The organism is Pantoea sp. alder81, assembly GCF_020179835.1.
Lineage (GTDB): Bacteria > Pseudomonadota > Gammaproteobacteria > Enterobacterales > Enterobacteriaceae > Pantoea.
Genome location: NZ_JAIUDA010000003.1, coordinates 392,087 through 406,058, shown reverse-complemented (window position 1 = coordinate 406,058; position 13,972 = coordinate 392,087). Strand labels below are relative to the sequence as shown.

The following is a 13,972-nucleotide window of genomic DNA, read 5'->3' as shown; positions in this document are numbered from 1 at the left end:
ATACCCATCGCTAGCGGCGCGACAGACCACGCAAATTGAGATCGCCAATCCGCTAAAGGGGGGCAATGGGTAGCGCCGTGTTGTCCAGCCCCTTTGTTCCGGAAGCCGTGCCAGTTAAAGGTTTGATAGTTTATCTATCATTTTAGTGATGAAAAATAACATGATCGCTATCAAAAAATGAAAGTTTCATGATTGCTGAAGGTGAAATTTTTATTTGATACTTGCGCTATCCAACACCGCAAGGAACGATCATGACGATTCATATTGCAAACGCGCCCTGCAGCTGGGGTGTGGACGATCCTAAAAACCCTTTCCTGCCACCGTGGCAGAAAGTCCTGTCGGAAGCCGCTCAGGCCGGATACAAAAGCATTGAGCTGGGCCCATGGACTTACCTGCCAACTGACGCGGCTGAATTACGGCACCAGCTGGAAGCACATCAGCTTTCGCTGGTGGCGGGCACGATCTTTGACGATCTGGTCAGCGAAGCCAATTTCCCGGCGATGGTTGAACTGACACACAACATCTGTCGCAACCTGTCGCAAGTCCCTACTGCCGAGAAAACCCACGCGGATAATCTGCCTGCGCCTTACCTGGTGATTATCGATTTCGGTAATCCTGAACGCGCCAGATACGCCGGTCAGTCAGATAAAGCGCCGCGTTTGCCGGGCGAAGAGTGGCAGCGCATGATGCAGCACATCACCACCCTGAGCCAGATTGCCTGGGATGAATATGGCGTACGCGCGGTGATCCACCCGCATGCCGGCGGCTGTATTGAGTTTGCCGACGAGCTTGAGCAGTTGGTGCAGGACATTCCGCATGAAGTTGCGGGACTGTGCCTCGACACCGGGCACCTCTACTACTCCGGTATGGATCCGATCCCTTATCTGAGCCGTTACTGGGATCGCATCGATTACCTGCACTTTAAAGATGTGAATGACGCAGTCTGGCGCGATGTGATTGCGCGTGGCGTGGACTTCTTTGCCGCCTGCGCGGAAGGGGTGATGTGCCCGATTGGCAAAGGCGCGATTGATTATCCGGCGGTGCGAGCGTTCCTCGCTGAGCGCAACTATCAGGGCTGGATCACTATCGAGCAGGAGCGCGATCCGCGCAACGCCGACACCAGCCTGCGCGACGTCACTGCCAGCCTTCACTACCTGCAATCGGTCGGATTCTGAGGAGATCATCATGATTAACGGCATTAAAGCTCTGGATCGTTCACTGCGCTGGGGCATGGTGGGCGGCGGCGGTACCAGCCAGATTGGCTATATCCATCGTTCATCGGCACTGCGTGATGGCAACTTTGTGTTGCAGGCGGGCGCATTTGATCTTAACGCCGAACGCGGCCGTGCGTTTGGCGTATCACTGGGCGTCGACGCGGATCGCTGCTATCCGGATTACGAAACGATGTTTGCGGCGGAAGCGGCGCGTGCAGACGGCATCGAAGCCGTTTCGATTGCCACGCCGAACAATACCCACTTCACCATTTGCCGTGCGGCGCTCAATGCCGGTCTGCATGTGGTGTGTGAGAAGCCACTGTGCTTCACCACGGAAGAAGCGGACGAGCTGGAAAAAATTTGCGGCGAGAAGAAAAAGATTATCGGCGTGACCTACGGTTATGCCGGACATCAGCTGATCCATCAGGCGCGCGAGATGATCGCAGAAGGGCTGCTGGGTGAGATCCGCATTATCAATATGCAGTTCGCGCACGGTTTCCATAACGAAGCGGTCGAACTGCAAAACGAAAGCACCAAGTGGCGCGTCGATCCACGTTTTGTCGGCCCCAGCTATGTGCTGGGGGATCTGGCGACGCATCCGCTGTTTATCGCCGAAACCATGGTGCCGAAACTGCAGGTGAAACGTCTGCTGTGCAGCCGTCAGAGTTTCGTGAAAACCCGTGCGCCGCTGGAAGATAACGCCTTTGTGATGATGGAGTACGACAACGGCGCTGTCGGCACCATGTGGGCCTCGGCGGTGAACTGTGGCTCGATGCACGGTCAGAAAGTGCGGGTGATTGGTGAGAAGGCCAGTCTGGAGTGGTGGGATGAGCAGCCGAACCAATTGCGCTATGAAGTGCAGGGCGAGCCGCTGCAGATTCTGGACCGTGGTATGGGCTATCTGCACAAAAGTGCGCTGGCTGACGACCGTATCGGCGGCGGCCATCCGGAAGGGCTATTTGAAGCCTGGTCGAATCTCTATCGCCGTTTTGCGCTGGCAATGGATGCCACCGATCGCGGAGATGAGGCGTTTCTGGCGGACTTCTGGTATCCGGATGTGCATGCCGGATTGATGGGCGTACGCTGGGTTGAGCAGTGTGTGAAGTCAGCGGATGCCGGTGCGGTGTGGGTTGATTGCTGATTAAGATGAAGTGAATATCCCGGTCGGCAGCACTGCCGACCGGGATGCATCAATGCGACCGTAAATCGCTCAGGAAGCGTTGCGCACGTGGGTGCTGCGGTTGGGTGAAGAACTTCTCTGGCGTCGATTTCTCCAGAATCTGTCCCTGATCCATAAACCAGATAGTGTCCGCCACTTCGCGGGCAAAATTCATCTCGTGCGTCACGCACATCATGGTCATGCCTTCCTGCGCCAGACTGCGCATCACCGACAGCACCTCGCCGACCATTTCGGGATCGAGCGCGGACGTCGGTTCATCAAACAACATCACCGGCGGTTTCATCGCCAGCGCGCGAGCTATCGCCACACGCTGTTGCTGGCCGCCCGACAACTGCGCCGGATAGGCATCCGCTTTATGCGACAAGCCTACGCGCTCCAGCAGTTCGCCCGCCTGGTGACGCGCCTCGGATCGTTTCATGCCTAGCACTTTCATCGGCGACATCATGATGTTTTCGGCGACAGACACGTGCGGGAACAGGTTGAAGCTCTGGAACACAAATCCAATGCGGGTGCGCAGTTGATTGAGGCGCGTGCTGCTGCCGTGAATATCGGTACCATCAAACACGATCTGGCCGTTATCAATGGGTTCCAGACGGTTAACGGTGCGGATCAGCGTGGATTTTCCCGACCCGGAAGGACCGCACACCACCACCACTTCACCGGTATTGATTTCGGCGCTCAGGTCAGTCAGCGCCTGATAAGCGCCGTACCATTTGTTGACCTGGTTAAACATGATCATCGGGCTCATAGGGGTTCCTTATTGCGAAGAGGTTTTAGTCAGCATCACCGCGGGCGCAACGCTGGGATTGGCCTGCGGCGGTTGGCGACGTTTCTGCGCAATATGCGCTTCAAGTTTGTTAGCGAGCCAGGTGAGGCTGAAGCAGATGATGTAGTAGCTCATCGCCACAATGGCGAACACCTGAAACGGTTTGGTCAACAGCTGGTTGCTCACCTGATTGGCGGCAAAGGTCAGCTCCGGCACGTTAATCACGTAGCCGAGCGTGGAGTCTTTGATGATCGAGACCAGCTGACTCACCAGGCTCGGTAAAGTGTTGAACAGCGCCTGCGGCAGAATCACTAAACGTAGGGTTTTCAGATGGCTCATGCCCAGCGCACGTGACGCTTCATACTGGCCGTGAGGCAGTGCCTGAATGCCGCCACGCACGATCTCGGCGATGTAGGCGCTCTCGTAAATCACCAGCGTACACAGCATGGTGGCGAAGCCGCTGATGTTGTGGCCAATCAGTAACGGTACGCAGAAATAAGTCCAGAACACCACCATCATCAGCGGGATGCCGCGCAGCAGATAGACCCAGCAGGTGGCGGGCCAGCTCAGCCAGCGCCACGGTGACAGACGCGCCAGACCCAGCATCACCCCGATGGGGAAGGCCAGCACGACCGCTAATACGGAAATCACTAACGTACAGAGTACGCCGCCCAGCGGCCCGTTGGGGTATTGGCCCATTAACAGCAGCATGCCGTTGTCATGCAAAATGGTGAAGATCTCAAACATCGCCATTACCTCGCGTAAACGCGCTGGAAGCGGCGGGCCAGCAGCGCGCCCAAGCCCATCAGCAGCAGGGAGAAGAACAGGTAACCCACGGTGGCCACTAAGTAGGATTCGAAGGTGCGGAAGGTCTGGTTTTCAATATCACGCGTCACATAGGTGAGGTCTGCGACGCCGATGACCATCGCCAGGCTGGTGTTTTTAAACAGCAGCACAGTGTGATTAACCACAGAAGGCAGCGCATTGCGCACGCCCTGCGGCAGAATCACTGAACGCATGGCGCGCACATAGCTCATACCGAGCGCTCGCGCGGCTTCGTTTTGCCCATCGGGAATCGCGCGCAGACCGCTGCGGATATCTTCGGAGAAATAGGCGGCCTGACACAATCCGAGGGCGATAAGAGAGAATAAAAACTCGGCGTTGTAATCGACAATCGCCATCTGCAGCGATTCCGGCAGCAGGGTGGGGATGGCGAAATACCACATCATCAACTGAATCAGCGTTGGCACATTGCGGTGATAGGAGACATACGCCTTGACCAGCCCCACGGCAATACGATTCTCCGTCAGGCGGACCACCACCAGTAGCAGGGCGAGAACCATCGCCAGCAGCCAGGCACCCAACGCCAGTTCAAGGGTGACCACCGTTCCGTCAACGATCATCTGGCCGTAATGGCCGGTTATCACACTGCTGAAATCAAGTGCCATACAGTTACCTCATCGTACGGTATTACGCGGTGCGGTCGCCCGGTCGCATAGTGGAAAGACCGCCCGGCACCTGCAGCGTCGGGGTAATTTCGATGTTGCCAATGTTGACGGCGACCGGAGCCGATAACGCAAAGGCTACGCAGTCGGCAATATCTTTAGCCTGCGGCAGTTCGAAGCCATCGATAAAGCGGCGACGCGCATCATCGTGATCGCCTGAAACGTTGCCGAAAATATCAGTGGCAACGCGGCCTGGGCAGATTTCGGTGACGCGCACTCGTTTGCCATAGCAGTCCACGCGCAGCTGGCGCGACAGGGCGTGCACCCCGGCTTTGGTGGCGTGATATACCGAGTTGCCGTTGAAGTTGTAGATGGCGGCGATCGAGGTGATGTTGAACACGTGGCCACGATCACGCGCCATCATGCCCGGCACCAGCAAACGGCACAGGTGCAGCACGGCACGCAGATTGACATCCACTTGCGTCTCCACCACGTTTTCGTCAGCTTCGAGGATGGAACCGGGATGTGAGACACCCGCGTTGTTGACCAGAATGTCGATCTCCAGGTCTTTGCACAGCGCAGTCAGTGCATTCACGTCACTGACATCGACCGCATGCGGGATGCAGCCCGTGCGGTCAGCCAGCGCGGCCAACTGCTCTTTGCGACGCGCCACCGCGTGCACGGTGATCCCTTCTTTGCACAGGCGCTCAACAATCGCTTCGCCCATGCCAGCCGATGCGCCGGTCACCAGCGCGGTTTTATAATCTGAAAATGGCATTTGTGTTTCCTCGTCTCGCCAGGTGTGTACCCGGCGTAATGGGTCTTATTTGACTTTATGCAGTTATGCCGCAAGGGCATAAGACATAAAAACTGTGAGGCGATAAGAGCCCCTTATAACCGGATTGCTAATTAATTATCCATCTGAATAGTCAGGAGTTCTTCGTCGTATTCAACCGCTGAGTATGCCTTAACACGCAGTTGCTGTACGCGACCTTTGATGGGACTAAGCACCGGTACATACAGCGGGCCGACCTGCACCAGCGCCAGCAGATCCCGAGGTGCGACCTGCTGGCCGGGCTGAACAAAATCCTGTTGGCTGTGCGGATGACGGCGCAGCAGCGTACCGGGCAGCGGCGCGCCGATAACCTGTGTGATGGGCGGGGTTTCCTCCGTCGGCATGACGGGTAAAGCGGGCGCAGGCGCAAACGTCAGACGAACCGACCACTGTTTGCCCTCTAACGCCAGGCTATTGAGGCCAGAACGTTGCATCTTGCGCGCCAACGCGCGCAGCGTCGGCAGCGGTATCGCGGTTTTTTCCATGGGATTCCCGTCAAAGCGAAGCACGCCCGCCGGAGCGGGCAACAGACCAGATTAATCTAGCGCGTTCGTTAGACGGGCAGTAAGAGGGTTTCGCTTTGCGGTGATAAGCGGGTCTTATCCCACCAGAGTCAGTGGGTGGTTCTCCACGTTGCGGCGCGACATCAGCGACAGCAAAATGGATTTCACCGCTTCGGCAGGCTGGGAAAGTGGCAGATGATCCGACATGCAGAATGACAGCGAGGCCTGCACATCTGGCTCGATGATCTTCGCCATCCAGGTATCCCCGTTTTTCAGCATCGCGCGTGCAGCGGATTCCGGCATGATGGTGGTGCCCAGACCGGCACTCAATGCCGCGTTCAGAGTGGTTTGTGATTCGATCTCGCACTTCACGCGGTACTGCAGATTGTTCTGCACGAAGGCGTCATCCAGCACTTTGCGCATGATGTTGTAGATGCGTGGCAGGAACAGATCATATTGCGCGACCTGTGACAGCGGGATTTCTTTGACCGGTTTGGCCAGGCTGAACGGGCAAACGAAGCACAGATCTTCTTTCATCAGTGGCATGAAGCGCAGGCCATGGATGGTGCGATGATCGTAAATCACCGCCATATCCATACGTCCGTTCATGATCAGCTCGCTCAGGGTGGTGCCAAAGTTCTCGTTAAAATAGAGCACAATGCCAGGATGCTGCTGCTGCACTTCCATCATCAGCGGGAGCGCCAGGTTTTGCGCCGCTGTGCCCGGTGCCAGCCCGACGGAAACGCTGCCACTCAGCGCAGCGCCGACCAGATCAATCGCACTTTGCGCCTGTTCGCACTGGCGCAAAATGGACTGTGCATGGGAATAGAGTGTTTTCCCGGCTTCGGTAGGTGTGACACCGCGTTTGGTGCGAATCAACAGCTGTTGATTCACTTCACCTTCCAGCGTAGCCAGCTGTTGGCTCAACGCGGGTTGGGCAATATGCAGGATATCGGCAGCTTGCGTCAGGCTTCCGACGTCAACAATTTTAACAAAGTACTTCAGGCGACGAAGATTCATGGACACTTCCCTCAAACAGAACGCATATCCTCATCAAGCAAAGTTGATGCCAGGATAAGCTTTCGTTATTGAACTCAGACAGGAGGGTACGGCCACCGGGCCTCCTGAGGCTGGTGCTGAGCTAGTGAGCCGCCGGCATGGCGGGTGTTGAAAATTGCAGCGCTGCACCGAATGAGTGCAGTTGACCCATCAGCATTGCCAATGACGGGCAAGGAAAATCGTGGGTTCGGGATATAACTCGGGAAAGAAAGTAACACTTTATTAACATTCAGTCAGGCGCGCGGGCGTGACCTGTCACGCAATTCTGAGTCAATCTGCCGCCTTTATGGCAGAAGTGTGCAGTCGGTCCAGTCATCGCTTTGTGTTATATCACCACAACAAAGCACTATTATCCGTGGCTTCGGCCCTAATCCTATGCTCAGGGAAAACTGACATCCCCCGAACCCAGGATTGACCATGCCCGAGATAGCCGATCGTTTAAAGAATGTGACCGTTTCCGCCTCCGTTGCCATGACCCAAAAAGCGCGCGACCTCGCTGCGCAGGGCGTTGATGTGGTGGCACTTTCTACCGGCGAACCTGACTTCCCTACACCGGAACATGCGATTGACGCCGCGTATGCCGCTGCACGCGCGGGCGACACGCGCTACCCACCTACCGACGGTACGCCTGCACTGCGCAAAGCTATCCAGCTGAAATTCAAACGGGATAACCAGCTGGAGTATGACGTCAGCCAGATTCTGACGGCCGGTGGTGCGAAGCAGATCATCTTTAACGCCATCATGGCGACCATCAATCCGGGCGATGAAGTGGTGATCCCAACGCCATCGTGGATTAGCTATGCCGATATCGTGAAATTTGCCGGTGGCGTTCCGGTGCCGCTGCCGTGTGCGCAGGAGAATGGCTTCAAACCGCTGCCAGCGGATCTGGATGCGGCGATCACTGACAAGACCAAATGGCTGCTGCTGAACTATCCGAGCAACCCAACCGGTTCGGTGGCCAGCAAAGCCGAGCTGCAGGCGCTGGGTGACGTGCTATTGCGCCATCCGCAGGTGTGGATCATGACGGATGATATCTATGAACATCTGATCTATGACGACGTGCGTTTTTATACCCTCGCGCAGGTTGAACCGCGCCTGTATGACCGTGTGCTGACGGTGAACGGTGTGTCGAAAGCCTATTCAATGACAGGCTGGCGTCTGGGCTTTTGCGGTGGCCCTGTGCCATTAATTAAAGCCATGAGCAATGTGAACACGCAGAACAGCGGCGGCGTCTGTACCTTGACGCAGGCGGCAGCGGTGGCGGTGCTGGAAGGCCCGCAGGATCTATTGCAAGAGCGAGCACGCATTTACCGTGAACGCCGTGATTACGTGCTGGAGCGTCTGACCTCGATTGATGGCCTGCGCTGCCATAAGCCAGAGGGCGCGTTCTATCTGTTTGTGAACATTGAAGGGTTGATCGGCAAGACCAGCGCCGGTGGCCGTTTCATCAGCAACGATGCCGATTTTGTGCTGGCGCTGATTGAAGAGCAGCACGTGGTGACGGTGCAGGGTGCTGCGTATGGCATGAGCCCGTACTTCCGCTTGTCCTACGCCACCAGCATGGAGCGTTTGCAGACGGGCTGCGATCGTATCGCGGCATTCTGCGCTGGTTGTCGTTAAACGGAAGGCGCAAAAAAATGGCTGCCGATGGGCAGCCATTTTTATTTGGGTGATTTAAAGAGGTTACTGAGCAAGCACCTCGGCCGCCGGCGCTACCTGATGGCCGCTGGCTTCAATTTCACTGCGTACAATGGTGGCGAGAGCCAGTGATCCCGGCGTGTCGCTGTGCACCAGGATTGACCGGGCACGCACGGCAATCACTTCCCCTTCGAAGGTGGTGACGGTGCCATGCTGCAGGAACTGACGCACGCGGGCACGCAGCGCCGCTTCTTCTTTGATGACTGAACCAGCAATGCCGCGCGGGACTAAACGGCCCTGCGCATCGTAGGCGCGGTCGGCGAGGAACAGCGTCAGGGTTTTCAGGCCCGCTGCCTGTGCTGCTCGCTCAATGATGGTATCGGGTTGTGCGAACACGATCAGATCCGCATTGATACGGGCGACGAGCGTCATGACCTGCTGCGCTAATACCTCGTCGCGATTGACGATGTTGCCCATCGCAGCGTGGAAGCTAAAGTGCGACACCTTCGTGCCTTCTGCCTGAGCAATCGCTGTCAGCGCGCCGAGTTGATAAGCGACCTGCTGGCATATCTCTTCGGCACTGAACGGCAGCTCGCGACGACCAAAGCCCTGTCGATCGGGCAAGCCTGGATGCGCACCAATGCCGACACCATTCTCTTTCGCCAGCCGCACCATTCGGGTCATGATCGCCGGATCGCCGGCGTGGAATCCGCAGGCGATATTGGCTGAGGAGACCACTTTCATCAGCGCGGCGTCATCGCACAGTTGATAAACGCCGAAGCCTTCGCCCATATCGGAGTTCAGATCAATCTTCATAATTGGTTTCCTTAGGAAAATTATGCGGTTAACGCTTTACGCAGCGGTGGGCAGCTCACACGTAAACGGCTTAGCCAGCCTGCGACCTGTTGCTCGATGGCGATGGCCTCACGCGTATCACTCTGGATCAGCTGGATCGATTGGCCGGGTAATACTTGCCCTAAACGCCACAGATCCTGCTCGATCACGCCGGCGATCTTGGGATAACCGCCCGCGGTGTTGGCATCGCTGAGCTGAATGATTGGCTCGCCGCCAGGCGGCACCTGCACAATGCCGGGGATCAGCCCGTAGGAGCGCATCTCAATGGTTTGTGACGGGAAAATCGGATCGCCCGCCAGTCGATATCCGGTGCGGTTGCTTTGATTGGAGACCTGCCATGACTGTTGCCAGAAGCGACCTGCATCGGCAGCAAACAAGGGATACTCGCCGGATGGAATGGCGCGCAGCTGAATTTCCCCTGCGCTGTTGCGCGGAAAATGGGCGCGCAGGGCACTGTCGGGCGGCTCAATGCCAATACCGCAGGTGGGCAGCGGTGAAGCATGCGTTTCACCCAGTGCCAGGCGGTCGCCACGCTGCAGCGGACGGCCTTCAAGGCCTCCAAAGCCACCACGCAGTGCCGTGCTGCGCGAACCCAGCACCATGGGCACATCAACACCGCCGGCGATGCACACGTAACCACGAGCACCGCTGCGTGGATACCGCAATTCCAGCACCTGCCCGGCACGCACGCCGCAGCCCCACCAGGGCGGCAACGGTGTACCGTCTAAGGTGGCGCGGCAGTCAGCACCCGTCACGGCGATGCTGCTGTCCTGCAAAAAACGCACACGGAACGGGAACAGCTGAACTTCAATGGCGGCGGCATTCTCCTCGTTGCCCAGCAGCAGATTACCAGCGCGCAGTGCCAGCGGATCCATCACACCACTCACCGAGACGCCCATATGGCGGAAGTGGAAACGCCCCAGATCCTGAACCGTGTTCAGGGCGCCGCTCTGTTCAATTTCGATCACAGTTCAATCCTCTGCGGCAGAAAACGGATGCGGTCGCCGGGTGCCATTAACGCAGGTGATTCTGCCATTGGATCAAATACTTCCAGCTCGGCAAAACCGATGGCGTTCCAGCCGTTGGGGCCGGTCAGCGCTGAAACACCGGCCTGTGCCCCACCAATGGTGACCGTGCCTTTGAGCATACTGAGCGAGGGGACTTTCTTGCGTGGCGTGGCTAACTGCGGATCGAGCCCATGCAGGTAACCAAAGCCCGGTGCGCTGCCGAGGGCAAACACGGTGTATTCGCTTTGATGGTGACGGCGCACCACTTCGCGTGCGCTGAATCCGGTGTGACAACAAACGGCATCCAGATCGGTGGCGTGCTCGCCGCCGTAATACACCGGAATTTCAATCAGTTTGCCCTGTGGGCTAATCGCCTGCGCCTGATCCCAGGCGGCATGCAGCGAAGCTCGAACGGCGGCTTCGTCCTCGGGAATGTGTCGGAACAGCACCAGCAGATTAGTGACGCCGGGGATCAGGGCTTCAACCGCCTCATCCGCCTGCAGCAAACGCGCTAATGACCAGATGCGGCGCTGGGCGGAAAGATCAAATCCACCCGGTGCTTCCACCAGCCACGCACGGGCGCCAATGGTGGAAAGGGCGATCGCAGAGGAACAAGCCAGCGCGGGTGCGCTGGCGGGCTGGATATCAGAGTGCGACATCACGGGCATGATTATTCCAGTGGTTCAAATTTCAGGCTGGAGAGCGGTTGTACGCGCTCTTCACGCACCATTTTGTATTCAGTTTTCGGCCCAATCCAGGTATCCCAGATTTTGTCGATGGTGCCTTCATCGTCCATCGCTTTCAGACCACTGTTGACGCTGGCCAGCAGTGCCGGCTCATCTTTCTTCATGCCAATACCAATCGGTTCCAGCGCCATCGGCTCTTTCACCATCGCCAGCTCAATACCGTCTTTTTTCGCCTGGGCGATGGTTTTGATACCGGTCATGGTGTTGGTCACGAAGCCCACAGATTTGTTCTGCTCCAGTGCCAGGAAAGCGGATGCCGTATCCTGGAAGGTCACCGCTTTGCCGCCTTTGATGTGGATCGACTGCTCAGACGTGGTGCCCTTGGTGGCGCTGATGCGTTTGCCTTTGAAGAAGTCCAGCGACTTATCCGCCAGAGGCGCCTTCACCACCAGCATCTCTTTAGCCACGTAGTAGGGATCGCTGAACTGGATCTGGTTACCGCGCGTTTTGGTGTAGGCGAGGTTAGCGATCAACACATCGGCGCGGCCAGTGGCGATCACTGCAATACGGGCTTCAACAGAGGTGGGAACCAGCGTGAGTTTGACGTTCATCTGTTTCGCCAGTGCGGTGCACAGATCAATATCCATGCCCACCAGCTGACGCGTCTTGGGATCCGGTGAAGAGAAGGGCGGCACGTCAGAATAGACTGCGCACTTAAGCTCACCGCTGGATTTGATATTCGCCATCATGTCTGCCTGCGCCGCCGAAACAGCCAGCAACGGCAGCAGTGCCAACCCAATGGTGGTAAGTCTTTTCATGGTCATGTGCATTCCCTCAATGGTGGATACTGCCTCGGAGCGCAAAATCTCGCTTTTCTGGACTATATCGGCTTTGTTTTGCGGCGAAAAAGAGGGAAAGCGTGTTATGCAATAGGGAAATGATATGACCTCTGTCGATAAGTTATTTCTATTCAGGCAGAGCGAAAAAGTGTTATCCAGCGCACATTTTTCTCCCTAGTGTGAAGCGCGTTGTCCTCTCGGCAATCCTGCCGATTGCGCGTGGTAGAGAGAGAAGAGTGAGAGCATGAATCCCCGATTAGGCGTGTTATTGAAGATCTTCGCTGCACTGTGCGCCACGCTGATGCTGGCCTGCGTCAAAGGTCTGAACGGTGCCGTCCCCACCGGTGAAGTGATTTTTTTCCGCAGCTTTATTGCGCTATTTCCCCTGTTAATCTGGCTGAAAGTGCAGGGTAACGTACTGGAGAATCTCAAGACGCGTAATCTGTTTGGCCATTTCATTCGCGGTTTCTCCGGCACTGGCGGCATGTATTTTAACTATCTGGCGCTGGTGTATATCTCGCTGGCTGATGCCACGGCACTGAGTTATGCCGCACCGTTGTTTACTGTGATGATGGCAGCGATGCTGCTCAAAGAACGCGTTCGCGTCTCGCGCTGGGTCGCCGTCGTGGTGGGATTGTCGGGCATCCTGATTATGCTCTCCTCCAGCCTTGCGGCCAGTGGGGGTGTTCTGGCAGGCAGTGCCAGCAGTGCCACGGCCAGCCTTGGTGTTGCCTTTGCATTGATCGCCGCACTCTGTACGGCAACCTCGAATGTGCAGATCCGTTTTCTGAATGGCATCGAAAAACCCGGCGCGATCGTGTTCTATTTCTCGGTGATGACAACGTTGATCGGTCTGGCAACGGCATTTTTCGGTTGGGTAAAACCCACCGGCTTGCAGTTGCTGCTGCTGGTGGGCTGCGGTTTGTTTGGCGGCCTGGCACAGATTCTGGTGACACTCAGCCTGCGCTATGCCGATGCCTCGTTGCTGGCACCGTTTGATTACACCACGCTGGTGTGGTCGATGCTGATTGGCTATCTGTTCCTTAACAGCCTGCCGGGTTCGACCACGATATTTGGCGCGTCGATTGTGGCGCTCGCCGGGATCTTTGCAGTGTGGCGGGAAAACCGGCAGCGTAAGTTGGCGATGGTGAGCAGTACACCGTGATGCGGTATGCTATCCGCTGCGCGGTGTGCCAAAACCAGGTCGCCATAGATGGCGACCTGGATAACACCGTGCTTATGCACTTACCGATAAACATCATCGATAATTTCTACCTGCTTGTTTTGCAGCGCTTCTGCCAGCCAACCGCGTTCCAGTGAACCGGTTTTCGCCAGCTCGAAGTTATGCTCATCAACGATTAAGTAAGCTTGCGCCGCTTCAAGAATTCGCGCGGCATCCTGGCGTGGTATCACAATCACGCCATCGGCATCGCCCAATACGATATCACCCGGTGAAACGTGGATTTTACCGCAGGCAATCGGCACGTTGATTTCGCCTGGACCATCTTTAAAAGGGCCGCCTGGCGTGTGCCCGGCGGCATAAATAGGGAAATCCATGCGTGATAAGCCCTCAATATCACGCACCGGACCATCCAGCACGATGCCTTCCATACCGCGCTGTCTGGCATAAGTAGCCATCACTTCGCCCATCAACGATTGGCTACGATCGCCCTCATTCGACAAGATGATCACATCGTTGGGGCCAGCCATATCCAATGCTTTGTGCAGCATCAGGTTATCACCAGAGCGCGCTTTCACCGTCACCGCCAGGCCACACATGATGGGGGCTTTGGGCGCCGTTTTCAGGCTGATCTCTGCCGATAGCGCCGGCAAGCGACTCATGCAGTCGGCCACTACCGCTGCGGGTAAACGTCGGAACGCTTCCAGTAACGGCTCGGCATCGGAGGGGCGGCGTAGATAAATACGATTTCCTGCGGTCATTTTA

The 13,972-nt window shown here is 56.8% G+C and carries 15 protein-coding genes; 4 read left to right on the top strand and 11 right to left on the bottom strand.

Translation table 11 applies throughout. From position 1 onward, the window contains the following. Positions 1-251 precede the first annotated feature (251 nt). Entirely contained in the window at positions 252-1,175 is a 924-nt protein-coding gene (locus LBW88_RS11435; protein WP_224932267.1) for a TIM barrel protein, read from the top strand. A gap of 10 nt (positions 1,176-1,185) precedes the next feature. Beyond that, a complete protein-coding gene (locus LBW88_RS11430; protein WP_224932268.1) occupies positions 1,186-2,355 on the top strand; it encodes a Gfo/Idh/MocA family protein in 1,170 nt (389 codons plus the stop codon). Positions 2,356-2,404: 49 nt separating this feature from the next. Here the strand turns inward: LBW88_RS11430 and LBW88_RS11425 are convergent, their stop codons facing one another. The 6 genes from LBW88_RS11425 to nac all read right to left on the bottom strand — a co-directional run bounded on the left by LBW88_RS11425 (position 2,405) and on the right by nac (position 6,963). Continuing rightward, positions 2,405-3,142: an amino acid ABC transporter ATP-binding protein gene (locus LBW88_RS11425; protein ID WP_320442533.1), complete on the bottom strand. Its 738-nt coding sequence runs from the start codon at positions 3,140-3,142 to the stop codon at positions 2,405-2,407. A 9-nt stretch (positions 3,143-3,151) separates the two neighbouring features. Beyond that, entirely contained in the window at positions 3,152-3,907 is a 756-nt protein-coding gene (locus LBW88_RS11420; RefSeq protein ID WP_224932269.1) for an amino acid ABC transporter permease, read from the bottom strand. A 5-nt stretch (positions 3,908-3,912) separates the two neighbouring features. Further along, a complete protein-coding gene (locus LBW88_RS11415) occupies positions 3,913-4,608 on the bottom strand; it encodes an amino acid ABC transporter permease (protein WP_224932270.1) in 696 nt (231 codons plus the stop codon). Positions 4,609-4,630: 22 nt separating this feature from the next. Beyond that, on the bottom strand, positions 4,631-5,383 hold the full coding sequence (locus tag LBW88_RS11410) for an SDR family oxidoreductase (RefSeq protein WP_224932271.1): 753 nt from the start codon (positions 5,381-5,383) through the stop codon (positions 4,631-4,633). 131 nt (positions 5,384-5,514) lie between these two features. Then, positions 5,515-5,925 carry an acetyl-CoA carboxylase biotin carboxyl carrier protein gene (locus LBW88_RS11405; protein ID WP_224932272.1) on the bottom strand — a complete coding sequence of 137 codons (411 nt, stop codon included), beginning with the start codon at positions 5,923-5,925 and terminating at the stop codon, positions 5,515-5,517. Between the two features lie 114 nt (positions 5,926-6,039). After that, entirely contained in the window at positions 6,040-6,963 is a 924-nt protein-coding gene (gene nac / locus LBW88_RS11400) for a nitrogen assimilation transcriptional regulator NAC (RefSeq protein ID WP_034826712.1), read from the bottom strand. 456 nt (positions 6,964-7,419) lie between these two features. Between nac and LBW88_RS11395 the strand changes: the two genes are divergently transcribed. Continuing rightward, complete coding sequence (locus tag LBW88_RS11395; protein ID WP_224932274.1) at positions 7,420-8,622, top strand: pyridoxal phosphate-dependent aminotransferase; 1,203 nt, start codon at positions 7,420-7,422, stop codon at positions 8,620-8,622. 63 nt (positions 8,623-8,685) lie between these two features. Here the strand turns inward: LBW88_RS11395 and LBW88_RS11390 are convergent, their stop codons facing one another. The 4 genes from LBW88_RS11390 to LBW88_RS11375 are packed head-to-tail and all read right to left on the bottom strand — an operon-like array spanning position 8,686 to position 12,012. Beyond that, entirely contained in the window at positions 8,686-9,456 is a 771-nt protein-coding gene (locus LBW88_RS11390) for a 5-oxoprolinase subunit PxpA (RefSeq protein WP_224932275.1), read from the bottom strand. 20 nt (positions 9,457-9,476) lie between these two features. After that, positions 9,477-10,463 (bottom strand): biotin-dependent carboxyltransferase family protein, encoded by a 987-nt coding sequence (locus LBW88_RS11385; protein WP_224932276.1) that lies wholly within the window; start codon positions 10,461-10,463, stop codon positions 9,477-9,479. Beyond that, positions 10,460-11,161: a 5-oxoprolinase subunit PxpB gene (gene pxpB, locus LBW88_RS11380; RefSeq protein WP_414004080.1), complete on the bottom strand. Its 702-nt coding sequence runs from the start codon at positions 11,159-11,161 to the stop codon at positions 10,460-10,462. Before pxpB ends, LBW88_RS11385 begins: the two co-directional genes overlap by 4 nt. An 11-nt stretch (positions 11,162-11,172) precedes the next feature. Next, positions 11,173-12,012, bottom strand: a complete 840-nt coding sequence (locus tag LBW88_RS11375; protein WP_224932278.1) for a transporter substrate-binding domain-containing protein — start codon at positions 12,010-12,012, stop codon at positions 11,173-11,175. 259 nt (positions 12,013-12,271) lie between these two features. Between LBW88_RS11375 and LBW88_RS11370 the strand changes: the two genes are divergently transcribed. After that, the gene (locus LBW88_RS11370) at positions 12,272-13,192 is read left to right on the top strand and encodes a DMT family transporter (protein ID WP_224932279.1); all 921 of its coding nucleotides are present in this window, start codon (positions 12,272-12,274) and stop codon (positions 13,190-13,192) included. An 80-nt stretch (positions 13,193-13,272) separates the two neighbouring features. Here LBW88_RS11370 and LBW88_RS11365 read toward each other — a convergent pair whose 3' ends face one another. Next, the gene (locus LBW88_RS11365) at positions 13,273-13,968 is read right to left on the bottom strand and encodes an RraA family protein (protein WP_034826696.1); all 696 of its coding nucleotides are present in this window, start codon (positions 13,966-13,968) and stop codon (positions 13,273-13,275) included. Positions 13,969-13,972: the final 4 nt, after the last annotated feature.

Bases quoted from the DNA above. Each gene is read 5' to 3' on its own strand.
- LBW88_RS11435 (WP_224932267.1), top strand. From the start codon at position 252: ATGACGATTCATATTGCAAACGCGCCCTGCAGCTGGGGTGTGGACGAT.
- LBW88_RS11430 (WP_224932268.1), top strand. From the start codon at position 1,186: ATGATTAACGGCATTAAAGCTCTGGATCGTTCACTGCGCTGGGGCATG.
- LBW88_RS11425 (WP_320442533.1), bottom strand. From the start codon at position 3,142: ATGAGCCCGATGATCATGTTTAACCAGGTCAACAAATGGTACGGCGCT.
- LBW88_RS11420 (WP_224932269.1), bottom strand. From the start codon at position 3,907: ATGTTTGAGATCTTCACCATTTTGCATGACAACGGCATGCTGCTGTTA.
- LBW88_RS11415 (WP_224932270.1), bottom strand. From the start codon at position 4,608: ATGGCACTTGATTTCAGCAGTGTGATAACCGGCCATTACGGCCAGATG.
- LBW88_RS11410 (WP_224932271.1), bottom strand. From the start codon at position 5,383: ATGCCATTTTCAGATTATAAAACCGCGCTGGTGACCGGCGCATCGGCT.
- LBW88_RS11405 (WP_224932272.1), bottom strand. From the start codon at position 5,925: ATGGAAAAAACCGCGATACCGCTGCCGACGCTGCGCGCGTTGGCGCGC.
- nac (WP_034826712.1), bottom strand. From the start codon at position 6,963: ATGAATCTTCGTCGCCTGAAGTACTTTGTTAAAATTGTTGACGTCGGA.
- LBW88_RS11395 (WP_224932274.1), top strand. From the start codon at position 7,420: ATGCCCGAGATAGCCGATCGTTTAAAGAATGTGACCGTTTCCGCCTCC.
- LBW88_RS11390 (WP_224932275.1), bottom strand. From the start codon at position 9,456: ATGAAGATTGATCTGAACTCCGATATGGGCGAAGGCTTCGGCGTTTAT.
- pxpB (WP_414004080.1), bottom strand. From the start codon at position 11,161: ATGTCGCACTCTGATATCCAGCCCGCCAGCGCACCCGCGCTGGCTTGT.
- LBW88_RS11375 (WP_224932278.1), bottom strand. From the start codon at position 12,012: ATGACCATGAAAAGACTTACCACCATTGGGTTGGCACTGCTGCCGTTG.
- LBW88_RS11370 (WP_224932279.1), top strand. From the start codon at position 12,272: ATGAATCCCCGATTAGGCGTGTTATTGAAGATCTTCGCTGCACTGTGC.
- LBW88_RS11365 (WP_034826696.1), bottom strand. From the start codon at position 13,968: ATGACCGCAGGAAATCGTATTTATCTACGCCGCCCCTCCGATGCCGAG.